General features: G+C 59.9%; 20 protein-coding genes. 17 read left to right on the top strand and 3 right to left on the bottom strand.

Features of this window, described 5'->3' with window-relative positions; all coding sequences use genetic code 11:
• The first annotated feature begins 132 nt into the window (after window positions 1–132).
• The 4 genes from ACTNA2_RS06075 (at window position 133) to ACTNA2_RS06090 (ending at window position 4,961) form a co-directional block, all read left to right on the top strand.
• Window positions 133–993, top strand: coding sequence for a transporter substrate-binding domain-containing protein (locus ACTNA2_RS06075; RefSeq protein WP_441048882.1), 861 nt, complete (start codon window positions 133–135; stop codon window positions 991–993).
• 138 nt (window positions 994–1,131) lie between these two features.
• Window positions 1,132–1,785: an amino acid ABC transporter permease gene (locus ACTNA2_RS06080; protein ID WP_233502679.1), complete on the top strand. Its 654-nt coding sequence runs from the start codon at window positions 1,132–1,134 to the stop codon at window positions 1,783–1,785.
• A gap of 38 nt (window positions 1,786–1,823) precedes the next feature.
• Window positions 1,824–2,588, top strand: a complete 765-nt coding sequence (locus ACTNA2_RS06085) for an amino acid ABC transporter ATP-binding protein (RefSeq protein ID WP_441048883.1) — start codon at window positions 1,824–1,826, stop codon at window positions 2,586–2,588.
• A 297-nt stretch (window positions 2,589–2,885) separates the two neighbouring features.
• Window positions 2,886–4,961 carry an elongation factor G gene (locus tag ACTNA2_RS06090; RefSeq protein ID WP_154517778.1) on the top strand — a complete coding sequence of 692 codons (2,076 nt, stop codon included), beginning with the start codon at window positions 2,886–2,888 and terminating at the stop codon, window positions 4,959–4,961.
• Window positions 4,962–5,073: 112 nt separating this feature from the next.
• On the opposite strand, the gene ACTNA2_RS06095 is transcribed toward ACTNA2_RS06090, so the two are convergent.
• Window positions 5,074–6,057: a DNA/RNA non-specific endonuclease gene (locus ACTNA2_RS06095; RefSeq protein ID WP_441048884.1), complete on the bottom strand. Its 984-nt coding sequence runs from the start codon at window positions 6,055–6,057 to the stop codon at window positions 5,074–5,076.
• A 129-nt stretch (window positions 6,058–6,186) separates the two neighbouring features.
• A complete protein-coding gene (locus tag ACTNA2_RS06100; protein ID WP_441048885.1) occupies window positions 6,187–7,197 on the bottom strand; it encodes a LacI family DNA-binding transcriptional regulator in 1,011 nt (336 codons plus the stop codon).
• A gap of 411 nt (window positions 7,198–7,608) precedes the next feature.
• Here ACTNA2_RS06100 and ACTNA2_RS06105 point away from each other — a divergent pair, with 411 nt between their 5' ends.
• From ACTNA2_RS06105 to ACTNA2_RS06125, 5 genes are all read left to right on the top strand, one after another.
• Complete coding sequence (locus ACTNA2_RS06105; protein WP_441048886.1) at window positions 7,609–8,721, top strand: fructose-specific PTS transporter subunit EIIC; 1,113 nt, start codon at window positions 7,609–7,611, stop codon at window positions 8,719–8,721.
• 127 nt (window positions 8,722–8,848) lie between these two features.
• Complete coding sequence (locus tag ACTNA2_RS06110) at window positions 8,849–9,961, top strand: tyrosine-type recombinase/integrase (protein ID WP_441048887.1); 1,113 nt, start codon at window positions 8,849–8,851, stop codon at window positions 9,959–9,961.
• Window positions 9,945–12,665, top strand: a complete 2,721-nt coding sequence (locus ACTNA2_RS06115) for a tyrosine-type recombinase/integrase (RefSeq protein WP_441048888.1) — start codon at window positions 9,945–9,947, stop codon at window positions 12,663–12,665. The genes ACTNA2_RS06110 and ACTNA2_RS06115 overlap by 17 nt, the downstream gene beginning before the upstream one ends.
• Complete coding sequence (locus ACTNA2_RS06120; RefSeq protein WP_441032092.1) at window positions 12,658–14,241, top strand: hypothetical protein; 1,584 nt, start codon at window positions 12,658–12,660, stop codon at window positions 14,239–14,241. The genes ACTNA2_RS06115 and ACTNA2_RS06120 overlap by 8 nt, the downstream gene beginning before the upstream one ends.
• Window positions 14,225–14,704, top strand: coding sequence for a hypothetical protein (locus ACTNA2_RS06125; protein WP_441032094.1), 480 nt, complete (start codon window positions 14,225–14,227; stop codon window positions 14,702–14,704). Before ACTNA2_RS06120 ends, ACTNA2_RS06125 begins: the two co-directional genes overlap by 17 nt.
• Window positions 14,705–14,719: 15 nt before the next feature.
• On the opposite strand, the gene ACTNA2_RS06130 is transcribed toward ACTNA2_RS06125, so the two are convergent.
• Window positions 14,720–15,778: a tyrosine-type recombinase/integrase gene (locus tag ACTNA2_RS06130; RefSeq protein WP_441048889.1), complete on the bottom strand. Its 1,059-nt coding sequence runs from the start codon at window positions 15,776–15,778 to the stop codon at window positions 14,720–14,722.
• Window positions 15,779–16,189: 411 nt separating this feature from the next.
• Between ACTNA2_RS06130 and ACTNA2_RS06135 the strand changes: the two genes are divergently transcribed.
• From ACTNA2_RS06135 to ACTNA2_RS06170, 8 genes are all read left to right on the top strand, one after another.
• A complete protein-coding gene (locus ACTNA2_RS06135; protein WP_441048890.1) occupies window positions 16,190–17,677 on the top strand; it encodes an ATP-binding cassette domain-containing protein in 1,488 nt (495 codons plus the stop codon).
• A 387-nt stretch (window positions 17,678–18,064) separates the two neighbouring features.
• A complete protein-coding gene (locus tag ACTNA2_RS06140; protein WP_441048891.1) occupies window positions 18,065–18,445 on the top strand; it encodes a hypothetical protein in 381 nt (126 codons plus the stop codon).
• 144 nt (window positions 18,446–18,589) lie between these two features.
• Window positions 18,590–19,864, top strand: coding sequence for a class II D-tagatose-bisphosphate aldolase non-catalytic subunit (locus tag ACTNA2_RS06145; protein ID WP_427719788.1), 1,275 nt, complete (start codon window positions 18,590–18,592; stop codon window positions 19,862–19,864).
• Window positions 19,865–19,988: 124 nt separating this feature from the next.
• Window positions 19,989–20,672, top strand: a complete 684-nt coding sequence (locus ACTNA2_RS06150) for a transaldolase family protein (RefSeq protein WP_441048892.1) — start codon at window positions 19,989–19,991, stop codon at window positions 20,670–20,672.
• Window positions 20,673–20,734: 62 nt separating this feature from the next.
• On the top strand, window positions 20,735–21,565 hold the full coding sequence (locus tag ACTNA2_RS06155; RefSeq protein ID WP_441048893.1) for a transketolase: 831 nt from the start codon (window positions 20,735–20,737) through the stop codon (window positions 21,563–21,565).
• Window positions 21,565–22,503 carry a transketolase family protein gene (locus ACTNA2_RS06160; protein ID WP_441048894.1) on the top strand — a complete coding sequence of 313 codons (939 nt, stop codon included), beginning with the start codon at window positions 21,565–21,567 and terminating at the stop codon, window positions 22,501–22,503. The genes ACTNA2_RS06155 and ACTNA2_RS06160 overlap by 1 nt, the downstream gene beginning before the upstream one ends.
• Before the next feature lie 11 nt (window positions 22,504–22,514).
• On the top strand, window positions 22,515–22,967 hold the full coding sequence (locus ACTNA2_RS06165; protein ID WP_195503788.1) for a PTS sugar transporter subunit IIA: 453 nt from the start codon (window positions 22,515–22,517) through the stop codon (window positions 22,965–22,967).
• A 246-nt stretch (window positions 22,968–23,213) separates the two neighbouring features.
• Window positions 23,214–24,071 (top strand): PRD domain-containing protein, encoded by an 858-nt coding sequence (locus tag ACTNA2_RS06170; RefSeq protein ID WP_441048895.1) that lies wholly within the window; start codon window positions 23,214–23,216, stop codon window positions 24,069–24,071.
• The last annotated feature ends 123 nt before the right edge of the window (window positions 24,072–24,194 follow it).

Consider the following 24,194-nt stretch of genomic DNA (forward strand, 5'->3'; position numbering starts at 1 on the left):
AAACTTAATTACGCGCCGCTCCCCGCCCGCGCCGGGCAACTTCTCCCTTGTACTCTATCAAGGTAAAGTGTATGATTCTGGGCGTTACATGAATCACTTTACTTAACTAAAGCGCCATCAAGGGGGAATACCATGAATACCGATATGTCTCGTCGTCAGTTTGTTGGTCTAGCCGGCTCGCTCGCCACGGTGCTTGGCCTTGGTCTTGTCGGCTGCGGCGGTGGTGCCGACAAGGGTTCCACTGCCGGCTCTGCTGCGGCAAAGGACGCCAAGGGCGCTGTGGAGTCTAAGAAGCTCGTGGTGGGCTTTGACAAGTCCTATCCTCCGTATGGCTTTGTGGGCGACGATGGCGAGTACACCGGCTTTGATCTCGATTTGGCCAAGGCAGTTGCCGATAAGCAGGGCTGGGAGGTCAAGTACGAGGCCATCGACTGGGACGCCAAGGATACGCTGCTCAACTCGGGCGCCATCAACTGCATCTGGAACGGCTTTACCATGGAGGGCCGCGAGGACGACTACACGTTCTCCGAGCCGTACATGCTCAATGAGCAGGTGCTGGTGGTCAAGAAGGATGCGGGCATCAAGAGTTGGGACGACCTTGCCGGCAAGACCGTGATTACCCAGACCGATTCTGCCGCGCAGGATGTGCTAGAGGGTGACCAGAAGGATCTGGCGGCGACGTTTGCCACGCTCGATACCATCGGCGAGTACAACACGGCTTTTATGCAGCTCGAGAGCGGCGCGGTCGATGCGGTGGCTTGCGACCTTTCGATCGCCCAGTATCAGCTTGCCGCCAAGCCCGATGCCTATACGCAACTTGACAAGCCGCTGTCCAGCGAGCACTACGCCGTTGGCTTTAAAAAGGGCGACACCAAGTCGGCCGACGCCGTGACCGAGTCGCTTAAGGCGCTCTATGAGGACGGTACAGTCAAGGACCTGTGCGACAAGTATGCGAGCTACGGTCTATCCTTCGACAACTGGGTTTTGAAATAGCCACAGCACCCAACCTTGCGGCTCCAACCCTCCTCGCGTACCAAAGTACGCTTCGTCGGGCTTGTCGCTCGCAATCTTGGGCACTGTGCCTATTTCAATTAACACCTGCTGTTCTGTTGCTGTGAAAGAGAGCTTGGGTTGTCTATTCAGGTCATGATGCAGATGCTTGGCCAGGGTTTCTTGGTCAGTTTGCAGTTGTTTGTGCTCACGCTGTTGGGCTCGATTCCCTTGGGAATTCCCGTGGCGTTTATGCGCATGAGCAAAATCGCGCCGCTGCGTTGGATTGCGCGCATCTACATTTCGGTCATGCGCGGTACGCCGCTCATGCTGCAGATGTTTGCCATCTACTTTGCTCCGTATTATGTCTTTGGTATTTCGCTCACGCCCGATTCCAAGTGGACGGCGTGCGTCGTGGCATTCATCATCAACTATGCCGGCTACTTTGCCGAGATCTATCGCTCGGGTTTGCAGTCTATCCCGCGTGGTCAATATGAGGCCGCCGAGGTGCTGGGTTACTCACGCCTGCAGACGTTTTTGTACATTGTGATGCCGCAGGTCGCCAAGCGCATTTTGCCGGCGATGGGCAACGAAATCATCACGCTGGTCAAGGACACGTCGCTGGCGTTTGCCATCGGCGTGGGGGAGATGTTCTCGACGGCCAAGGCACTGGTTGCCTCTCAAGTGAGCATGGTGCCGTTTGCGATTGCGGCACTGATCTACTGGGTCTTTAACTTTGTGGTCGAGATGCTGCTGGGCGCCGCCGAAAAGCGACTTGACTACTACCACGACTAGCCTGTTCCGTCGTGCTTTTCAAACACATGGAGGTTCCCGTGTCCGGAACGGTAATGAATATAACGAGCGCGCGCAAGGCGTTTGGTGGCAATGAGGTGCTCAAGGATATCTCGCTCGAGGTAAAGCGCGGCGAGGTCGTGGCGATTATCGGACCTTCGGGCGGCGGTAAGTCAACGCTGTTGCGCTGCGCCACGCTGCTCGAGACGCTTGACGGCGGCTCGCTTTCGTTTGGTGATCTAGCCGTTGCGACGGATGCGGGATCGGGTACGGTGTATGCGAAAGGCGATGTGCCCAAGCAGGCGCGCTCGCGCTTTGGCCTGGTGTTTCAGAACTACAATTTGTTCCCGCATTATACCGTGATGAAAAACATTACCGACGCTCCGATCCGCGTGCTCAAGCGCCCGCGCGGGCAGGTCGAAGCACGTGCGCGTGAGTTGATCGCGCAGATGGGGCTTAAGGGCAACGAGAACAAGGTGCCATGCGAGCTTTCGGGCGGTCAGCAGCAACGTGTGAGTATTGCGCGCGCCTTGGCGCTCGATCCAGAGATCTTGTTCTTCGATGAGCCGACCTCGGCACTCGATCCCGAGCTAACGGCCGAGGTGCTGCGTGTCATTAAAGACCTTGCCGCGCAGAATATGACGATGGTGATCGTGACCCATGCGATGCAGTTTGCGCGCGATGTTGCCGATCGCGTGGTCTTTATGGACGGCGGTCGCATTGTCGAGGAGGGTCCTGCCGAGCAGGTTATCGGTCATCCGCGCGAACGGCGCACACGCGAGTTCCTGAGCCGTATCGAGGGATAGGCTCAAGTAGACATTGAGGCGAAACCGCTGCAGGTCTTATGGCCTGCGGCGATTTTTATTTGCGCCTATGGGGCTTAATAACCGCCTCAGGCGTTTGCCCCCTCCTCTCGCCGCCCGTATTCATACGTGCGCCGAAAGGTGTGCATGGACAGTCGCCCGCGAGGGTAGGGTGGTGGCATAGGACATTTGGAGGGTGAGCCGGATCGGCTGCCGACCATGCTGCTCCCGGGACGGCATCGACCGCGAACTCTCCCCGTTGGCATCGCGCATTGCGCGCGGCCCTGCAAGGAGGTCATCATGGGTGCTCCCAAGACCGGTAATGTAAGGAACGTGGTGCTCGTAGGCCAAGGTGGGGTGGGCAAGACTTCACTCGCCGAGGCCATGCTCCACCTTTCCGGCAAGACCGCCCGCCTGGGCGGCCACGACGGCACCAAGCCCACGCTCGACTATGACCCCGAAGAGGTCAAGCGTGCGTTTTCCATCTCGACGACCATTGCGCCGATCGACTGGAAGGGTGCGCGCATCAATGTGCTCGATGCCCCGTGCTACCCCGATTTTATCGGCGACGCCTTTGCCGCGATGAGCGTCTGCGAGACGGCTCTGTTTGTGGTCGACGCCGAGGCCGGCCCGCAGCCTACGACGGTTAAGCTCTGGTATGCCGCCGAGGACCTGCGTCTGGCGCGTGCGGTGTTCGTAAACCGCCTGTCGCGCTCCGAGGCCAGCTTTGCGACCACGATGGACCTGCTGCAGGAGCGCTTTGGCACGCGCCTGGGCGCCGTGACCCTTCCCTGGGGCGAGGGCGAGGACTTTGACGGTATCATCGACCTGGTGCGCATGAAGGCGCGCCATTGCAACGGCGCCGAAGCCGTTGAGTCGGAGATTCCCGAGGAGTATCGTGCCCAGGCCGAGGAGGCCCATGACCATCTGTGCGAGCTGGTGTCCGAGGCTGACGACGAACTGATGATGAAGTACTTGGAAGGCGAGGAGACGCTGACGCAGGAGGAGCTTGAAGGCCTGCTGTCGAAGGCGATCGCCGAGCGCATCTTTGTGCCGGTCTTTGCGGGCGATTGCATTAAGGAGCAGGGCGTCAACTCGCTGATGGACGACATCGCCACGTACTTCCCGGCGCCGACCGACTATGGTGAAATGCCGCTCATCGACGGTGATTCGCTCAAGATCTCGAGCGACGATGACCGCCCGGTGGCGTTTGTGTTTAAGACCCTGGCCGATCCTCAGCAGGGTCGCATCAGCTTCATCAAGGTGCTGACGGGTACGCTTGAGCCGGGCCTTGAGCTGATCAACGCGCGCACCCGCAAGAGCGATCGTCTGGCTCACCTGTATGTGATGTGCGGCCGCGACATGACCGAGGTCGGTCACGCCTATGCCGGCGATATCATCGTGGCGCCCAAGCTGGCGGCCGAGACGGGCGATACGCTCTCGATTACCGGCAAGGTCGAGGCTGCGGCGTTTAAGTTCCCCAACTCGCAGTACCGCATCGCCATCGAGGCCGAGAATCGCGGCGACGAAGAGAAGCTCTACACGTTTATCGAGAAGGCATGCAAGGCCGATCCAACCATGAGCATCGACCGCGACGAGGAGACCGGCCAGACCATCATTTCGGCGGTGGGCGAGGCGCAGGTTTCGGTCCTGCTCAATCGTCTTGAGGACCGTACCAAGGTCGCGGCCAAGAGCGTGCCGATTCGCATCCCGTATCGCGAGACCATTCGCCGCACGGCAACTGCCCAGGGCCGCCACAAGAAGCAGACCGGCGGCGCCGGCCAGTATGGTGACTGCTGGCTGCGCGTAGAGCCGCTCATTGGGCCCGACGGTACGAGCGACGGCTATGAGTTTGTGGACGAGGTCGTAGGCGGCCGCATTCCGCGCTCGCTCATTCCCGCCGTGGACAAGGGCGTTCAGGAGACCATGAAGGACGGCATCATTGCCGGCTACCCGCTTACGGGCATTCGCGTGGCTGTGTACGACGGCTCGTATCACAGCGTCGACTCCAACGAGATGGCGTTCCGCGCGGCGGCTCGCATCGGCCTGCGCAAGGCATGCGCCGACGCCGACCCGGTGGTGCTGGAGCCCATCGAGGAAATCACGGTGACTATTCCCGAGAGCTACGCCGGCGCCGTGATGGGCGACATCTCGGCCTCGCGCGGTCGCGTGACGGGTATGGAGACCGATGAGCGCGGAGACACCGTGGTCATCGCTCAGGCGCCTCTCGCCGAGCTGACGGATTACTCGACGCGTCTGCGCTCCATCACGCGCGGCACGGGCGACTTTACCATGAAGCCTGCGGGCTATGAGCAGGTGCCTTATGACGTTCAGGCCAAGCTGGTCGAGCGCTATGAGGAGGGCCGTGCCAAGTAGCGTTGGGCGTTGCCTGTAACATACATGCCGATGCAAGGGCCGCTCTGGGCAATCCAGGCGGCCCTTTTTGATCCCTGGGGGGTTGCAAACCGGTTCTTGTCGTGGCTCGGGGCTAGTCTCCCGAGGCCTGATTGCGGCCGGTAGCGTAGTCGATCTGCACATGCGGCTGCAGGTTGTAGCAGTACACGTGGAAGCAGAGGGTCTTGCCGTGGTCCTCGACCGATTGCGCCTCAAGACGCACGCCACGGCAGACGAGTTCCTCTTCGTTGTACATGGGCGTGACACGGTAGAGCACATGGTTGCCCGTCTCGCGGATGTAGCCGAGAATCTGCTCCTCAAATGGCAGCATGCCCGTTTCGTTGAGATAACGCGTGCCGGTGAGGAGATTCTTGCGGTTGGCGTTTTCGCCGCAGAGCGACCAGGCGATGAGGTGACAGCGGTTGTAGAGGCTCTGGCCCGGAATAAAGTCGTAGCGCTGCTGGCGCCATCCGGCGGGATGGATACGCGAGATATCGCCGCGCTCGCCTTGACCGAGCGATTCGGGGCCCACGCAAGCGAGCGCTTTGCGGGTGCGGCCCAGGCTGTCGAGCTTGGAGAACTTCTTAAAGCAACCTTCTTCTGTAGCGCGCTCGTATTCATCGAGCGTGAATGATGGTGTGCCCAACGGGTGCGTGCTGTCGGCTCGCAGGGCAACATAGGGGTTACCCGCGTAGTCGGGAATGCTGCTGAGGTATACGCCGCGGGCGCGGTCGAGATTGGGGTTTTCGACCTCGTCGATGGGGGTGGCGGGGCTATCTGTGGAAGTGTCGTCACCGGTGCCGGTTGCGGCGGAATCGGAGCCATCGCCAGCGTCCTGGCTTTTTTGAGAGTCCGAGGAGCTCGCTGTTCCCGATTCGAGTCGGGCAACCAGGTCTGCCTCGTCGTCGGTGCGGCTGGGACTCTCGTCTTGCTTCTCGGCCAGGGCTACCGCCTGCTCATCACTTTGCGGCGAGAGCAGTCTGGGCGCCCCGTCGAGCGATCCCGTAAACAGCGCAAACCCCAGCACCACAGCGGTGCCGATAGAAAGTGCTTGCTTGTAGGCGGACTTGCGCGACATGGTGACTCCTGGACGGACGGTTGGGAGTCTACCAGTCTAGCAGGAGCCGCCGAGGGGCGTTCTATCGAACAAATACTTAAGATTTGGGACAAACGCTACGGATTCATTTGCCTCATTTTTGACGTATGGCTAGATCGAGGTAGAACCGAGCCAGTTGAGCTTGCATTCGAGAATACGCTGCTCACCGGGCGTGCTGCTGCCATCGAGTAGCGCGAGGAGCATCTCGGCCGCCTCTCTGCCTTCCTGGTCGACGGGCTCGATGATGGTGGAGACGGTCGGCGTGGTGAGGTTGGTCCAGTCTTCGCAGTTGAGTCCCAAAAGGCCGATTTGCTGCGGAAGCAGATGGGCCATGGGCTGGAGGGCCTTGTAGACACGGGGAAGTGCCCACTGATTTTGCACGAAGATAAGGGTTCGCTTGGCGGGGTTGAGCTTGTATTTAAAGTACTCGGTAAGCTCACTGACCGACGGCTTGTTGTGGTCGATGGAAATCGCTTTGTAGAGCTGTCCGTTCGCTGCCAGCGCCTCGGCATACCCCTGAAAACGCTCCATGCGGGTGCGCATTTCGGTCATGTTGGCGGCAATGGAAAAGAAATCTTCGTAACCGGCGTCGAGGAGTACCTGCGTGGCGTTGTACACACCGTCGTAAAGGTTGGTCTTGATCCAGCTGGTACCTGGGCTATAGATGGCCGCATCGAAAAAGACGACCGGCTTGCCGGCGCGTCTAATGCGGTCGTGCACGGCTTTGAAGTTTGCCGTGGGCTGGATGATAAAGCCATCGACGCCCAGCGAGAGCATTTTGTCGACATACATGAGCTCGGTCTCGGGGTTAAAGTTGCTCGTGCAAACAACCGTCTGGTAGCCCGCGGGGAGCATGACCTGCTCCATACCGTTGAGGACGAGGCCCGCCCATTTGTTGGTGTTATCCAAGATGATGATGGCGATGACGCGGGTCTGTTTGCCGGTGAGTGTTTGCGCCTGGGCGTTGGGGACGTATCCCAGCTCCTTTATAACGCGCGCGATCTTTGCCTGCGTTTTGTCGCTGAGCTTGTCTCGTTTGTCGTTGAGGTAATACGAGACGCTGGCTGTTGAAGTTCCCGCCTCGCGGGCGACGTCTGCGATCGTAACGCGCTGTTTGGTCACAGCGACTCCTTCCGACAAATTGCGTTGTTTGGCGCGGTGGTTCACGTTCGGGTTGCGGGCACACGATTCTGCCTGTCCTTTCGCCCTTTTATGAGTATGCAACAATACCGTATCCGTGGGGTCCGAAATTCGTGGCGGTTATGCAAGCCTGCCGTCTACCGAGAAATCTAAATACTTCTTGACTTTTAAAAAAGAGATCAAAAACGCAGGATTCATTTTTGGTTAAACGCATAACTAAATTGCATAACCAACGCTCTGACCTGCGCGTTTACCGAAATAAGCTGGTATTAAGAAAAATGAGCACCTATATTGGTCTTGTCGAAAAGACAGCAAGTCCAAACGGCAGGGGATGCTCCGGAGGCCTCCGCAAACGGTGTCTTGCGCACGCAACTCTATGAAAAGAGGGAAGCAATGAAGATCGTAGGCGTTGCCGCCTGTACCGTGGGTATCGCCCACACGTATATGGCCCAGAAGGCGATTCAGGATGAATGCGCCGCCCGTGGCATCGAGTGCAAGGTCGAGGCTCAGGGTGGCCTGGGTATCGAGAATGAGCTCACGCAGGAAGACGTGGACTCCGCCGACCTGGTCCTGGAGTCCGTCGACGTGGGTGTCGAGAACGAGGACCGTTTTGAGCAGAAGATGGCCGAGGGCAAGTTCCTCAAGGTCGGTACTTCCGATGTGATCGCCGATCCGGCCAAGATCATCGACCAGGCTGTTGAGATTATCAAGGCGACGGGTGGCGCCGTTGACGCGCCCAAGGCCGAGGCCAAGGCAGAGAAGAAGGCCGTCTCCGCTGCCCCGCAGGCCCCGACACCGGCGTCCAAGCAGTCTATCTTTGCCGATCCTGGCAAGACGCTGCTCAATGCATTCAATACCGGCGTTTCCTATTTTATCCCCATTGTCGTTATCGGTGGCGTGTTCCTCGCCTTCTCGTTGGCATCCGGTACTGCCGGTGCTAACGGCATGGAGGTCACCAACCCGTTGATGGTGAGCCTTAACACCATCGGTATGGCCGGCATCTCTATGATGATTCCGGTGCTTGCGGCATACATCGCGTACTCGATGGCCGGCAAGCCCGCGCTTGCCCCCGGTTTTGTCCTGGGCTACTTGGTCAACAACGCCGTCGTCACCCCGAGTGGCAACAGCGTTTCGACCGGCTTCTTGGGCGCCATGATCATGGCTGTCATCTGCGGTTACTTTGTCCGCTGGATGAAGACCTGGAAGGTCAACAACACCATCCAGACCATCATGCCGATCCTGATCATCCCGATTCTGACCTCGCTCGTCCTGGGCATGGCCTACATCTACATCCTGGCCACGCCGCTTGGCTTTGTGATGGATTGGCTCACCAGCGTGCTCGGTAGCCTGCAGGGCGGCTCCGCCGTCGTCCTGGGCCTGGTCATTGGCGTTATGACCGCCTTCGATATGGGTGGTCCCGTCAACAAGACCGCTTCGACCTTTACCATGGCCATCATGGCCTGCCAAGTTTTATTATGTATTTCAGATACTAAGATTTATTTTTAGTCGTTGATAGGTCGAGCACTTATTGTGATGTTTAACTAAGCGTTATCCAGTGAATTGATGTTTGTTCAGGTGACAAAAAAAGTTTGCCGTTGAAAAATGCCTCTACCCGAAGGCCGACGGGGGAACGATGGACGGCTGGATCATCAACCATCCGGACGCCTACCCCTTCTGGGCCAACAAGTTCCTCCACAAGATGAGCATGGGCTCGCCCCAGACGGCGAGGCAGTACGCCTACAAGCTGTGCAAGTACCTCAACTACCTGCAGGACTGCTGGCACATCGGCTACGCCGACGCGACCGCCAAGCACCTCGCCGGCTTCTTGCGCTTCCTGCAGTTCGGAAACGTCATCCCGTTCGTCGGCGCAGTGGAGGGAAAGAGGTCCGGCTTCACCGTCAGGGGCTACTACACGGTCGTGGCCAGCTTCTACACCTTCCTGCGCTCCCAGGGCAAAGACATCAAGATGGAGGTCGCAGAGGAGCGAAGCGGGGAGAACCCGCACTCCTTCCTCTACGGCCAGGGAATCATGACCACGTCGCCGCGCTATGTCGCCGAGACGTCCTTCGCCAGCGGAAAGCCTCCTGTGGACTACGAGAAGTGGTACACGGACGAGCAGGTCGACGCAATCCTCAGCAACTTCCGCACCTACCGCGACAAGGCGGTCTTCTCCCTCTCGCTCGACGGCCTTCGCATCGACGAGATCCTCTCCGCCCAGATCGACCTCTACCGCGCAGACGAGGGCACCTTGAAGCTTTTCCGCAGCAAGGGAAGGCGCGAGGGCGAGGGGCGCGTCTGCGTCTTGTCGGAGCGCTCGCGGCGACTGCTGGAGGAGTACCTCTACAACGAGCGCAGCGCCGTCGAGGGGAAGCTGATCGATTCGGGGTCGCTCATACCGACCGAGATCTTCCTCAACCTGCGCGAGCGCGAGGGCAGCTTCGGCAAGCCGATGGCCTACCACAACGCGCTCGAGATCATCAAGCGCGCCGCCAAGCGCGCCGGCCTCGACCCCGCCAAGGTGCGCACCCACTCCGGCAGGAGCACGAAGATGGAGGAGCTCCTCAGGCAGCAGGCCCTCGACCCCGCCTCCCTTACCGACAACCAGATACTCGACATCATGGGCTGGAAGAGCATGGAGTCTGCCGAGCCCTACAAGAACAGGCAGGACAGGGTGACCGCCGTCGAGAACTGGAAGAGGCTCGAAGCAGCCAAGGAACAGAGGCGCGCCGATGATCAGGCAACCTGAGGAGGCGCTCGAGCACATCAGGGACAACTCCGGGGGTGCGAAGCGCAGCAACAACTACACCCATGTCGCAGACACGGCGACGGTGAGCGACTTTGCTGCCTTGGCCGCCTGCGTGGAGTCGCGCACGCCGCTGCCCTCCTGCGAGGGCTTGGAGGAGTCGCTGAAGGGGACATATAGCTATGGGACCCTGTGTCGTCTTGCCCTGACCTCCATGTTCTCGGAGGAGGAGCTGAGCGACTACTTCCTCGACGTGCTCGTCTCCATGCACGAGGACGAGGAAGCCTGGGAAAAGCCCGGCATAAAGAAGCTCTGCAAGGTGATAACCGGGTTGACCTACCAGGTCAGGGACTGCGTTAACCCCCTGATACGTATCTTTGGCGAGACGTACATGGAGCGCTTCTACACCTATCACCGCTTCCCGGTGCAGATCGGGGACCGCGCCGTCGAGGCCGTCAGACGACGTGAACCCCTCGTCGAAATCCGCAGGGAGTTTATCGAGAAGTACTGCAGCCTTTCCCGCAATAACTTCTTGCAGTGGTTTGACAACTGCGTTGTCGAAGAGGTCGGCGAGGAGGAGTTCGCGGCGTATGTGCGCGACATGGCAGAGAAGTATGCCTCGGGGCTGTCCGATCGCAACTACCGACACTTCACCTACCCGCGCCTGACCGCGTACATCTTCGGGTTCTCCTGGCGCCCTGTCGGGAGGTGCCGAAAGCGCAAAGCGAGGGGGCACGGCAAGCGGTGGGACTATCGCAGGCTGCATGAAGTAATCGCTAGGGAGATGTTGCCCTACACGTACGCTGCGTACGCTACGACCTCTAACCGGACCGCCGTATATGAATTCCTAGATCTCAGCGCGGAGGAACGCGCCTATTACGACGAGAAAGCTGTGCGGGTTGACAAGAGCTCCGTCCCTGCTGGACTGCTTGTCGCAGGTGACTCCCAGTTGCCGGCACCGGAACTGCCAGGCGGCGTCAGCTTCGAGGAGCTCCTGGGCGCATACGATGCGTTCTTCGCCGGCAGGTACCTGGCCCCCGACTCTCCGAGGGGGCCGATCTTGCCCCTCCACAGATTCCGTCGCGACTTCAAGGAGCATTTGGAAGACGAGGACGTGAGGAAGTTCGCGGCGTTCAAGAAGGTGCGGCAGACCCCCACCCTCGCAAACGCTTTTGACGAGCACCTGGAGAACAAGATCGCCGGCCTGCGCAGGTTCATGTTCGACGGCAACGCCGACGAGGTGGCCAGCGACAAGTCGGAGGTGTGGTTCTACTTCCCCAAGGGGGAGACGTTCTCAGGCAGGCGGCTCGACTTCTCCGTGCTGGACGGGACGGGTTTGTTCCAGCAGGATGCGAGGGAGTATCTGAGGTTCCTCTACCAGGATGCATGCCAGCGCGCGAGCTCTGACCATCGCGCGTTGGCGCGCATCCCGGCTGCGATGGCCGATCTGCTAACCGTGCTCTCCTTCCTCGTCGGCGAATACGGCATCACCTGCCCAGAGGACGTGGGCGAGCTGCATGTCCTCGCCGCGCTCTCGCATATGAGCAAGGATGGCTATGCACCCGGCACGCTCAAGCATCATCTGACCAGCTGCAGGAGGTTCTTCCGGCACCTCGTCGCTCGCGGGCGCCTTGACACGGACCCGACCGCGAACCTGACGGTCAGGAGCGGCTCTGACTACTCGAGGGCGACCCCGGATATCCCCGAGGACATCCTGGTGTTCCTCGAGGAGCACGTCGACGAGCTTGGGTCGAGCGCCTGCAAGCTGATGCTCAAGCTCGCGATGGAGACCGGGTGGCGCCTCTCCGATATCAAGAGCATCCGCGTCGAGGACATCACGGCCGAGGACCCCGCCAGCGGCATGCCGCAGGTGAGGGCGAGGTCCCCCAAGACCGCGGCATCCAGGATCAAGCGGCGCCTCGGCGACAAGATCTTCGCCGTCATCTCGCCAGAGCTGCACGGCGAGATCGAGGCCTACATCGAGGAGACCTCCGCCCTCAGGGAGATGTACGGGGTCGAGACGCTCTTCTTCTGCATCACCAACGGGGTTAAGACCGAGTTCCCCGCGACGACCTTCAACGGAGCGATCAACAGGCTGCTCGAGCGGTACGGCATGCAGTCGATCGACGAGAGTTACGACACGTTTTGCTCCAGGCAGACGCGCAAGACGGTCGCCGTCGAGCTCATCACGTCGGGTGCCACGCTTACAGACGTGCAAAAGCAGCTCGGCCACGTCGACCACAGAACCACCGAGCGCGTCTACGCCGAGGTGAGGATGAGGAGGCTCGCAGAGCTGAACAGCGAGTTCTTCCAGCAGAAGTTCAACCTCCTGATCGAGAGCGGCAGGCTCGACCTGTACACGGAGGAGGAGCGCCGCTGGCTCTACGTCGACTTCTGCACCAACCGCCGCAACGTGGAGCTGGGCGTGTGCTCCAAACACCCCTCGGAGGGCAGGTGCGCCGACCTCGGCAACATCAGCTGCGCGTCCTGCCCCAAACTGTGCACGGGAAGGGCCTTCCAGGGGCGCTGGGAAGAGCTCTGCGAGGACTCGTCGAGGCTGCTGGCGCAGTTCGAGGCCAAGTACGCGGAGCTGGACATCCCGATGGACGAGTACGAGGGCTACACCGAGTACGCGCAGGAGAGGGCCTTGAACGAGCGCTACAGGGCCGTGCTCGACGCCATTGAGGAGGGAACGCAACATGCCTGACAGCCTGCTCTTCCCCACATCCGGGTCCGCGGCCCTCGAGCCGGTCGTCCTCTCCAACGCCGTGTCCGTCACCGACGAGCAGGCGGCCAAGATGCTCTCAGACTACTGCTCTGCCTCGAGCTTCAGCGACGACGTCTGGCAAGCCGACAAGGTGAAGCCCGACAAGAACGTCAAACCGAGCTCGCGCAACATATATTTCACGGGTATCTCGAACGAACACCTCAAGAAGGAGGCCAAGAGATGGGCGCTGACGAGGCTCGTGAAGGGGCGGGACCCCGCTGCCATCAGCTCAGACATCTGCATGTCCATCAAGCACTGCGCAGACTTCATCCCCGACGATTGCAAGAGCTTCGCAGAAGCCCCGCCGGAGGCGCTCGCCTCCTTCTATGCCTACCTCTTCTCGGGAGAGCGGAAGACCACCCTGAGAAAGCGCCTGCATTACTGGCACGCTCTCGAGGCATTCGCGAGGGAGTCGGGGTTCACCGACATCAGCTCCGCCATGCAGAGGTTCGTGCTGGAGAGGGCCCCCGCCTACGTCAAGAAGGAGGACAAGTACATCCCCGACGAGGTGGCCGGCCAGCTCGACGTCATCTTCATGAAAGACGGCATCCCGCTGGTCTACAGGTGCATCTACTGGATGCTGCGCCTGATCCCCAACCGCGCCACCGAGGTCCTCAGCATGACGGTCAGGTGCCTGAAGCGGCTCGACGCGGACACCTACACCCTGACGATCCCGTCCTTCAAGCAGTCGGGACCCTACGTCCCGAGCGACATCAAGCTGATCGAGGTCAGGTACGAGGGCATGGGGAAGCTCCTCGTCGACCTGGTGGCAGCCCAGAGGGACGAGGTGCTGGCGCACCTCGGCGAGAATGCAAGGTGGCTTTTCACCTCGCGGGCCTACAGGCTCATAAGGGACCCGAAGACGGGGGAGAGATGCTATAGGACTCACGGGTCGGCATTCAAGCCGAAGAACCTTGGAAGCTGCAACCGCTTCTTCTCGCGGCTCTGCAAGTGCAGGGGAATCGTCGACGAGCACGGCGAGCCCTACTCCCCGACGACGCACCAGTTCCGCCACAACGCCGTCAGCGACCGCATGAACTCGGGCCTCTTCCGCGCCATCGACCTGCTGCCGCTCACCGCCCACCACAACACCAAGATGATCGAGCAGAGCTATACCCACACTTCCGTCAAGGACCTGCGCAAGGACGACCCCGTCGTGTTCAGGGGCAGGATCATCAACACAGACGACCCTGCCCGCTTCGACAGGATCCTGTCGAAGCCCTTCGCCAAGAGGGTCCACAGGATCGGCCTGTGCTCGGACGCAAGGGGCTGCAGCGCCGACAGGTCGAGGTGCCTCCGCTGCAGCTACCTCGTCCCCGACGCCGGCGACCTCGACTACTATCAAAGCGAGCTCGACGACTGGCGCAGCAAGCAGGAGAAGGCTCTAAGTTGTGGCAACGATGTCTTCGCGGAGCTCTGCGGTGTTTGGATAGACGCATACAAGACGCTGATCCAGCGCGTGCTGAACGCGATTAGCGGCGAGGACCTGGAGGTCTCTGATGAAGCAGCCCAGTGAGAACATGCAGAGGATGTACGCGGCGAAGAGGGAGAAGACGCTGGCCCTCATCCAGGGAGCCATCGACGAAATCGAAGAGGACCACCGCATCGTCACCAAGAAGGAGCTCATGGCGCTAACGGGGCTGAGCTCGGGGACGTTCAGCCAGCAGCACGTCAAGGAGCTCCTGGCGAAGAACCAGGTCTGCCAGTTCAGGCCGCTCGCAAAGGTAAGCCAGAAAGGGAACCTCGAGCTGAACAAGGACGCCGAGATAACCAGGCTGTCAAGGGAGCTCCAGAGGGCGCAGTCGCGCCTGCAGGACCTCGATATCGCCCTCGACAAGAGCAGGAAGCAATCGAGGAAGCTGAAGGAGGAGAACGCGGAGCTCCAGCGACAGCTCCTGCTGCTCCGAGGCAAGTACCAGCAGCTGCTGGAGTACCTGGAGGTGCTGGGGAGCGACCTCTCGGGCATTCCCCTCGCATGACGCGGCCCCGGCCTCCTAGTCGTCGAGGAGGCCGTCGACAAAACGCTCCGGAGCTTGGCTCACGCGGTCGACGTTGTGGGCATAGACCATCGTGGTCGTCAGGTTCGTGTGCCTTGCGAGCGCCTGGGCCTGCTGCAGGCTGGCGCCCCCCAGCAACGCGAACGTCACCGCGCTGTGCCGGAAGCTGTGGGTCGTGAGCCTCTCGCTGTCGAGCCCCGCCGCGCGCAGGGCCTCCTTCGCAATCTGCCGTATGCTGCGCGTGGACAGCGGCTTCCCATATGTTTTGTTGGAGAGGCTGGCGAACAGCGGCGAGTCCTCCCCGACGACCTCGCACCCCTCGCACCTGCGCGCTGCCAGGTAGTCGTAAATGGGTCCTAGAGTCGCATCGGTCAGCACCACGAGCGCGTCCTTCTCGACCCTGCCCTTGCCCTGGACGAGCAGAATCGTCTGATCGCCCCTGTTGCGCAAATCACCCAGACGGCCTCGCGTGACCTCCACCGAGCGTAAGCCGACTCTGATGAGCAGGTTCACCAGCGCGAAGTCGCGCTTGGCCTGCAGCGTGTCGCCCTTCAGCACCTGGAGCACACGCTTGGCCTGCGCCGGCGTCAGCGCGTCCTTGCGGTGGATGTTGCCCACTAGCTTGACCGTCTTTATGTCCGCGGCCACGTTCGGGTAGGCTCTCACGGACTCGAGCCATTTGAACAGGCTCTTGACCGCGGTGAGGTAGGTGCTCGCCGTCGAGGGCCGCACCCTCGCCAGCATGTCCTGCTTGTAGGCGAGGATGTCTCCCCTGGCGAGGTCTGTGATCCCTCGCTCCTCCTTCCACGCGAAGAAGCCCCTCAGGGTCCTGCGGTAGGTCTCCTTCGTGGTCTCGGCCAGCTCGGCCTCGACTAAAAAGCGCTCGAGCAGCATCTCGACGTCTGCGCTCAGGGCCACGGGACTCGAGGGCTGCTGCGTCGCTGTTATGAGTTGGTTCTGTGTTTCGTTTCCGTTCCCGGGTATGTTCTGCACATCGTGCACCACCTTCTTAATTATCTTCAATAAAGATAACACGGGAGGGGGCTGCAGTGCCAACCGCCGCCTTCGGCCATGCTCTGGCGGGTTGCGGGAAGGGCAGGCGTTTCTGTGTGATGCTTTCCAGCATCAGGCGCCAGCTAGAGGGAGCAGTGCCACGCAGTCTCTCCGCTCTCAGCACCAATCAGCACTTGGGTGAAGCGACGAGCCAAGGGCGCGCCGGCGAGTTGCCACCTGATTACCATGCTATAATCCTAGATATCAATCATCCAGCGGGGCCTTTGGCAAGCGCCGCTTCGAGTTAGGTCAGGTTAGATGAAGAACTAGCGATGCCCGTTTCGGGTACCCCATACGACCATTCTGTACATCCGGTCGCGCTTCAGGGTGCCGCATCGCTTCAGTGCCTTCTCGTTCCAAATCCATACATCGCGTGCCTGGCCCCTGCGCGACCTCCTCTCAAAGGAGCTCGCCATGCAACTGAATCTCACTCACATCAGCTATACCTACCCCGGTACGGCATCGCCAGCCATCGAAGACGTCAGCGCCACGTTCCCATCGGGATGGACGGGCATCATCGGCGACAACGGATGCGGGAAGAGCACGCTCGCCCGTATCGCCGCCCGCGTTATTACACCCGATTCCGGGACGGTGAGCCCGAATCTGTTCGCGTCGTATTGCGAGCAAGACTCGACCCAAGAGCCAGACAAGCTCTTTGATCTCGCATCGGATTGGGGCAAGGAGGCGCAACGGGCAAGGGCGCTGCTCCGCATCGAAGACGACTGGTTCTGGCGCTACGACACGCTCTCGGGCGGTCAGCAGAAGCGGTTCCAGATCGCGTGCGCCCTCTATGCACAGCCAGATGTCCTCATCATGGATGAGCCGACCAACGACCTCGATGCCGCCACGCGCGACATCGTGAAGGAGGCGCTGGCCTCCTTCAGCGGCATCGGCATCCTCATCTCGCACGATAGGGATCTGCTCGATGGCCTTGTGGGCCAGAGCCTCATGTGCGAGGGCGCGCGTTGGACCATGCGCCCCGGCGGGTACTCGAAGGCAAGCGACCAGGCGGCGAGCGAACGCGCCTCTGCGATGAGGGATCGCGAGCAAGCCTCTCGTGAAGCTAAGCGCCTGAAGGCAGAAGCCCAGCGCAGGAGCGAAGAGGCGGCACGTCAGAAGGGCAAGCGAAGCAAGCGCGGCTTGAGCAAAAAAGACAGCGACGCTCGGGAGAAGATCGGACGCGCCATAGTCTCTGGAAAGGACGGCGTTGCAGGGAAGCTCTCGTCCAAAATGAGCGGGCGGCTCGCAAAGGCCGAGGCAGAGCTTTCTGAGAAAACCGTCTCGAAAAGATACGACCATCGTATCGGCGAGTTCGGCGTCGCTGCGCGCTCAAGTTGCGTGGCGCACTTGGAGGCATCGCGACTGTCTGCTGGCGAGTTCTCGATAGATGTGCCGGAGCTCTGGATCTCGCCAACGGATCACGTGGTGTTGACCGGTGCGAACGGAACGGGAAAGAGCCTGGTGGTACGAAGCGTCATCGAATCTGTTCCTGATAATGTCAAAGTTGCGTACGTTCCCCAGGACGTCGGGCCAGAGGAACGCGAGCGAGCACTGAGGCATCTCCGAGACCAGGACCAGGAGACGAAAGGTCGCATCCTCTCCATCGTGGCGCGGTTGAACTCCGACCCTGACAAACTGCTCGATGGCGACGATTTGAGTCCTGGCGAACTCCGCAAACTCATGCTTGCTGAACAGCTTGTTACGAATCCCAACCTCCTCGTACTCGACGAGCCGACGAATCATCTTGATGTGGGTTCTATTGAGGCGCTGCAGGAGATGCTGAGCGGTTTCTCTGGCGCGTTACTGTTGGTTACGCATGATAGACAGCTGTCGGAGGCAGTCACGCAGATTGGCTGGGAAACTATTCAAGGTGAGAGCCTGATGAGATTGCTGGTCGTCTAAACAATGGGTTTTATAAAAGAGCCTTGTCGGGTGGATTTGCAGCTTCAGTTTGCAATTATTGTTTAACTCCGCGTGGGTAGTCGCAAGCGGCTTGCTCGTGACGACAGCGACTATTGCCAAAGGGTGGACGCAAGCGGTTTGCTCGTGATGACAGCGACTATTGTTATCCTGTGGTTGCAAGTGGCTTAAAGGTGATGACAGAGTCGTGGAGTTCGACACCAAGATGAAAGTCCCATCAAAGTCACCGTCAAATATCTAGCACGGACAAACAAATAAGGACTCATAGAAACCCTTGGTCGGTGTGCTAACATGATTACAGTGAGTAAATAAGTCTTCAATAACACTAAGCCATTACATAATAAAACCGGCATCTACGGCCCCAACGGTATGTTCCGCGTCGCTGTCGCCATTCCCCCGATTGCTTGCGGCCTCGCTGCGCTCATCGCCAAGAACAAGTTCGATGACGCTGACCGTCAGATGGGTATCTCCGCACTGTTTATGGGCTGCATCGGTATTACCGAGGGCGCTATCCCCTTCGCGGTCAAGGATCTCGGTCACACCCTTCCCGGCATCTGCATCGGTTCTGCCGTGGGTGCGGCGCTTGCCGCCTTCCAGGGTATCGACTGCTACGTCCCGCACGGTGGCTTTATTGTCGCCCTTGCCACCAACAATGTCGCGCTGTTCTGCCTGGACATCGTGATTGGCTCCGTGGTCGCCGCTGCAATCCTGATTGCCATGAAGCCCACGCTCGATAAGCAGGCCAAGTAAACCTTTAAGGACTCCGGTTGTGCGGAGGGATGGATTTGACTCCGCACAACCGCCCCTACACAACAAAATCCATCCGTACTGATAGGGCCCGCATCTGGGTCCCAGGGAACTTTTGTCAAAAATCCTCTGGAGAAGGAGAACAAAATGTCCAACCTCACCATCCGCCAGGCCGTTCAGGGCATGCTCAAGCTGCAGGATAGCGGCGATCACGCAACCATGGTCGGCATTGGCCCCATGAGCCCCAACCTGATTCAGGCCGTGTTCGAGCTTGCCAAGGACGAGGATTTCCCGCCCATGTTTATCGCCAGCCGCAACCAGGTCGATATGGACGAGATGGGCGCCGGCTACGTCAACGGTTGGGACCAGAAGCGCTTTGCCGCCGACATCAAGAAGGTTGCCGACGAGGTGGGTTACACCGGCCCGTACTACCTGTGCCGCGATCACGGCGGTCCGTGGCAGCGTGACGAGGAGCGTAACGCCCACCTGCCCGAGGACGAGGCCATGGAGCTCGCCCGCAAGTCCTTCGTCGCCGACATGGAGGCGGGCTTTGACCTGCTGATGGTCGACCCCACCAAGGATCCCTATCAGATCGGCAAGGTTATTCCGCTCGACGTGGTGCTTCGCCGCACGATCGATCTTATCGACTACCTTGAGCAGTACCGTCGCGAGCATAACCTGCCCGAGGTCGCCTATGAGGTCGGTACCGAGGAGACCAATGGCGGCTTGACCTCTACCGATAAGTACGAGGAGTTCATTTCTCAGCTGCAGCCCGAGCTCGAGAAGCGCGGCTGCCCCATGCCCACCTTTATCGTCGGCCAGACCGGCACGCTTACCCGTTGGACTGAGCAGGTTGGCCATTACAACTTTAAGAACGCCCGCGAGCTCGCCGACATGGCAAAGCGCTACGGCGTGGGCCTGAAGGAGCACAACGCCGACTACCTGGACGACGCGACGCTGCTCGAGCACATTCCGGCTCACGTGACGGCTTCCAATGTCGCCCCTCAGTACGGCACCGAGGAGACCCGCGCCTACCTCAAGCTCTGCGCTACCGAGCAGATTCTGGTCGACAACGGCCTGTGCGACGATCCCTCCGATCTGTATCACACGCTGCTGGTCAAGGCTATCAAGACCGAGCGCTGGCGCAAGTGGATGACCGGCGATGATGTCAACCTGCAGGTTGACGACATTCTGGCCGACGACGAGCTCAGCCTGAAGATTCTGGATGTCTCCGGCCACTACGCGTTCAACGATCCCGAGGTCAAGGAGCAGGTCGAGAAGCTCTATCGCAACCTCGCTGCCCAGGACATCGACGGCAAGCGCTTTGTGATCGAGCACATCAAGCGCCCGATTAAGCAGTACGTCGTCGGTCTTAACCTCAAGGGCGTCACGAGCCGCATCGAGAAGGCTCTCGAGGACTAAGTAGCTTTTCCTACACGACGCCGGGCCTGGGGCATGTCCCAGCTGCAGGCCCGGCACATAGGACAAAGGGACATCCCCTTTGTCCTATTTTTTGAGTTTGGATTCCTTCGAAGGAGTTTGTACCATGAAGTTCTTTATCGATACCGCCAACCTTGACGAGATCGCCGAGGCCAAGAGCTGGGGCTGCCTTGCCGGCGTCACCACCAATCCGTCCCTGTACGCCAAGACCGGCGGTAAGCTCGCCGACTTTGAGCCCCATATGCTCAAGATTGCCGAGCTCTGCGAGGGTCTGCCCGTGTCTGCCGAGTCTACCGCGACTACTGCCGAGGGCATGATCGAGGAGGGCAAGCGTCTTGCCGCCCTGGCTCCCAACATTGTGGTTAAGCTCCCCGTCTGCGAGGCCGGCCTCGCCACCTGCCGCGCGCTGGCCGATGCGGGCGTGCGCGTCAACATGACGCTCGTCTTCTCGCCGACGCAGGCCTTGATGGCCGCCAACGCCGGCGCCCGCTACATCAGCCCGTTTGTGGGACGCTTCGATGACATCGCCGAGGACGGTATCTCGCAGCTCGACAACGTTGTGACCTGCATCAAGAACTATGACTGGACCGGTAAGAACGTCGACGACACCGTCGAGATCATCACCGCATCCGTCCGCACGCCCAATCACGTGACCCAGGCGGCGCTACTCGGTGCCGATATTGCGACCGTCCCCATGGCCGCTCTTAAGAAATGCCTGCATCACCCGCTGACCGACCAGGGCCTTGCCTCGTTCGAGGCCGACTGGAAAAAGGTCGTCGAGGCACAGTAACGATGGTTCTGCCGGCCCAGCATTTGTTATGCCGGGCCGGCGTGCTCAAGAGAGGAAACTCCATGACCGATCAGGAACTGGCCAAGATTGCCAATGAGGTTCGCCGCGGTATTGTCACGGGCGTCCATGCCGCCAAGTCGGGGCATCCGGGAGGGTCGCTTGGCGCCGCCGACATTATGACCTACCTCTACTTTGAGGAAATGGATGTCGACCCGGCGAATCCGAGCCGCGCCGAGCGCGACCGCTTTGTGCTCTCCAAGGGACATTGCGCTCCGGCACTCTATGCCGTGCTCGCCGAGCGCGGGTTCTTTCCCAAGGAGGAGCTCGAGACGCTCCGTCATATCGGCAGCCGCCTGCAGGGCCATCCCAATATGAATGACACGCCGGGCGTTGACATGTCTACCGGATCGCTCGGTCAGGGTATCTCCGCCGCGGTTGGAATGGCACTCGCTGCAAAGCACTGGGGTGACAGCTACCGCGTCTACACGCTGCTGGGCGACGGCGAGTGCGAGGAGGGGCAGGTGTGGGAGGCGGCCATGTTCGCCGGCAACCACGACCTGGATAACCTCGTCGCTATCGTCGATCACAATGGCCTGCAAATTGACGGCAGTATCGACGAAGTTAACTCGGCTATGCCGCTTGCCGACAAGTTCCGTGCCTTTAAGTGGCATGTGATTGAGCTCGCCGACGGTAACGACATGGCGCAGATTGCCGCGGCCTTTGCCGAGGCTCGCAAAGTGAGTGCCTCGCCTGTGGCCATTATCGCCAAGACGGTGAAGGGCAAGGGCGTTTCCTTTATGGAAAACCAGGTGGGCTGGCACGGCAAGGCACCCAACGATGAACAGTTTGAGCAGGCCATGGCCGAGCTCGCAGCAGCAGGGGAGGAGCTCTAATGGCAGACGTCAAGAAAGTCGCCACGCGCGTTAGCTATGGCGAGGCACTTGTCGAGCTGGGCAATGAGCACGATGACTTTGTGGTTCTCGATGCCGACCTGGCCGCCGCCACACAGACCGGCAAGTTTAAGGCTGCGCACCCTGAGCGCTTCTACGACGCCGGCATTGCCGAGAGCAACTTGATGGGGCTTGCCGCCGGCATTGCAACCACGGGCCACGTCGCCTTTGCGAGCACCTTTGCCATGTTCGCCGCCGGCCGCGCGTACGAGCAAGTTCGTAATTCCATCGGCTATCCGCACCTCAACGTCAAAATCGGCGCCACACATGCGGGTATCTCGGTCGGCGAAGACGGCGCCACGCATCAGTGCTGCGAGGATATCGCGCTCATGCGCACGATCCCGGGTATGACGGTGATCGTTCCCGCCGATGACATCGAGGCTCGCGCTTGCGTGCGCGCCGCGTATGAATTTGAGGGGCCGGTCTACATGCGTTTCGGCCGCCTGGCAACACCGGTCATCAACGACCGCGAGGACTATGAGTTCAAGATTGGTCGCGGCGTGGTCGTGCGCGAGGGGTCCGATGTGACCATCATCGCTTGTGGCCTCATGGTTGCCGAGGCGCTTGAAGCTGCCGAGGCGCTCGCTGCCGATGGTATTGACGCCGAGGTCATCAACATGCACACGATCAAGCCGCTTGATGAGCGTCTGGTGGTTGCCAGCGCCAAGAAGACCGGTCGCGTGGTCACCGCCGAGGAGCACTCGATTATCGGCGGTCTTGGCGAGGCCGTGGCCTCGGTACTCGCGGAACAGCATCCGGTGCCGATGCGACGCGTCGGCGTGCGCGATGTGTATGGCGAGTCCGGCCCTGCGGTCGATTTGCTGCACGAGTACGGTTTGGACGCCGACGGTATCGAAGCTGCGGTCAGGTCTGTGTTGTAAGGAAGGTTTCCATGGGATTTGTATCTGCCAACCAAGTGACGATCGGGTATACCGCCGCCTCGCGCGAGGACGCCCTGCATTATTTGTCCGAGCAGGCCATCGAGCTCGGTTTTGCCGATGACGCATCTGCCGTAGAGGCTGCCTTTATTGCTCGCGAGAACGAGGCCGAGACCGGCCTTGTCGCCGGTTTTGCCGTTCCGCATGCCAAAAGCGACGCGATCCACACGCCGGGCGTTGCCGTGCTTAAACTGGCCGAGCCCGTTGAATGGCCGAGCTTCGATGGGGTGCCCGTCGATGTTGCGCTCGCGCTGTACGTGCCTGCCGGCGAGGCTGGAACCACGCATCTGCGCTTGCTCTCCAAGGCTGCCGTGATGCTGATGGACGCCGGCTTCCGTGACAAGGTGCGCGCGAGCACCGATCCCGTTGAGATTGCGGAGCTCATCAATAGCGGACTCGAAGACTAGAACGGTCATCCCGTTCAATCAATCGATCCTTCTCCAAGGAAAAGGGCCGCGACGCCATAGAGGTGTCGCGGCCCTGTTTGCGTTTCCCCAGATAAAACCTGCCAAAATAAACCTGTCCCTTTTTGGCAGGTTGTGGGGCTCGGGTTTGCTTGTCTCGCGTGACGTTGCGTGGAATAATCGAGGCGAACCATCTTAACTGGAATTCATTGCGCTTGCCCTTCGGCTGCGCCTATTTTCGGAGGCATCATGAGGATCGTTAAGCGTATCAATCACAATGCCGCCTTGCTTGTCAACGATAAGGGAACCGAGCTTGTGGCGCTGGGGAAAGGCATTGGTTTCCCTGACGGCCCCGATGAGGTTTCACTTGCGCAGATTGAGCGCACGTTTTACAACGTTGATGCACGCTACCTGCCACTTCTTAACGAGATCGATCCCAAGGTAATGGAATTTAGTGCGCAGATTGCCGATGTCGCGCGCGCCAACATTTCGCGCGAGTTGTCGGCGAACCTTCCTTTTACGCTTGCCGATCACATTAGCTTTGCCATTAAGCGCTGTCGTGAGCACATGTATGTTCAGATGCCGCTTTCTTGCGACGTGCAGCAGCAATATCCCGTTGAATTCAAAATCGCCACGTTCGCCCACGCTGGCATAGAACGCGAATTCGGCGTGTTTATGCCGCGCGGGGAGAGGGCAGGTATCGCACTCTGCATCGTTAACAGCGTGATGGCAAGTTCGAGCAAAGCAAAGTCAAATGACGTGCGCCGCGAGGAGCGCCTGATTGAGAAACTCGTAACGATTATTGAGAAAGACCTGGATATCTCTGTTGATCGTGATGCCTTCGACTATGCGCGTTATGACACCCATGTGAGATATTTGCTGGAGCGTGTTCGCACCGGTGAGCCGCTCAATACCGACAATGCGGCACTCTATCAGCCCCTCTGTGATGAGCATCCGGCCGTGGCGGCTTGCGTCGAGAAGATGGCCAGACTCATTGAGGAGACCTATCAAGCTTCCGTCGTGCCCGAAGAGAAGGTGTACCTTATGCTTCATGTCAATCGGGTCTATGCCGGCAATATGAGAGACGGGTCCTTAACGGTCGAATAGATGGCTTCTTTACCGCTTAAGGATGAAAATCTACCGTTCGCGGTATTCTGAACATCGTGAGGCTGCCGTCCTCATGGCGGAGCTGATAACCTTGGCGCGACATAAGGTGTTATTCGAGAGCTG

The organism is Collinsella sp. HCP28S3_E9 (genome assembly GCF_052065455.1).
Classification (GTDB): domain Bacteria; phylum Actinomycetota; class Coriobacteriia; order Coriobacteriales; family Coriobacteriaceae; genus Collinsella.

Coding starts and splice junctions, on each gene's coding strand:
- ACTNA2_RS06075 (WP_441048882.1), top strand. CDS start 133: ATGAATACCGATATGTCTCGTCGTCAGTTTGTTGGTCTAGCCGGCTCG.
- ACTNA2_RS06090 (WP_154517778.1), top strand. CDS start 2,886: ATGGGTGCTCCCAAGACCGGTAATGTAAGGAACGTGGTGCTCGTAGGC.
- ACTNA2_RS06095 (WP_441048884.1), bottom strand. CDS start 6,057: ATGTCGCGCAAGTCCGCCTACAAGCAAGCACTTTCTATCGGCACCGCT.
- ACTNA2_RS06105 (WP_441048886.1), top strand. CDS start 7,609: ATGAAGATCGTAGGCGTTGCCGCCTGTACCGTGGGTATCGCCCACACG.
- ACTNA2_RS06110 (WP_441048887.1), top strand. CDS start 8,849: ATGGACGGCTGGATCATCAACCATCCGGACGCCTACCCCTTCTGGGCC.
- ACTNA2_RS06115 (WP_441048888.1), top strand. CDS start 9,945: ATGATCAGGCAACCTGAGGAGGCGCTCGAGCACATCAGGGACAACTCC.
- ACTNA2_RS06120 (WP_441032092.1), top strand. CDS start 12,658: ATGCCTGACAGCCTGCTCTTCCCCACATCCGGGTCCGCGGCCCTCGAG.
- ACTNA2_RS06125 (WP_441032094.1), top strand. CDS start 14,225: ATGAAGCAGCCCAGTGAGAACATGCAGAGGATGTACGCGGCGAAGAGG.
- ACTNA2_RS06135 (WP_441048890.1), top strand. CDS start 16,190: ATGCAACTGAATCTCACTCACATCAGCTATACCTACCCCGGTACGGCA.
- ACTNA2_RS06140 (WP_441048891.1), top strand. CDS start 18,065: ATGTTCCGCGTCGCTGTCGCCATTCCCCCGATTGCTTGCGGCCTCGCT.
- ACTNA2_RS06145 (WP_427719788.1), top strand. CDS start 18,590: ATGTCCAACCTCACCATCCGCCAGGCCGTTCAGGGCATGCTCAAGCTG.
- ACTNA2_RS06150 (WP_441048892.1), top strand. CDS start 19,989: ATGAAGTTCTTTATCGATACCGCCAACCTTGACGAGATCGCCGAGGCC.
- ACTNA2_RS06155 (WP_441048893.1), top strand. CDS start 20,735: ATGACCGATCAGGAACTGGCCAAGATTGCCAATGAGGTTCGCCGCGGT.
- ACTNA2_RS06160 (WP_441048894.1), top strand. CDS start 21,565: ATGGCAGACGTCAAGAAAGTCGCCACGCGCGTTAGCTATGGCGAGGCA.
- ACTNA2_RS06165 (WP_195503788.1), top strand. CDS start 22,515: ATGGGATTTGTATCTGCCAACCAAGTGACGATCGGGTATACCGCCGCC.
- ACTNA2_RS06170 (WP_441048895.1), top strand. CDS start 23,214: ATGAGGATCGTTAAGCGTATCAATCACAATGCCGCCTTGCTTGTCAAC.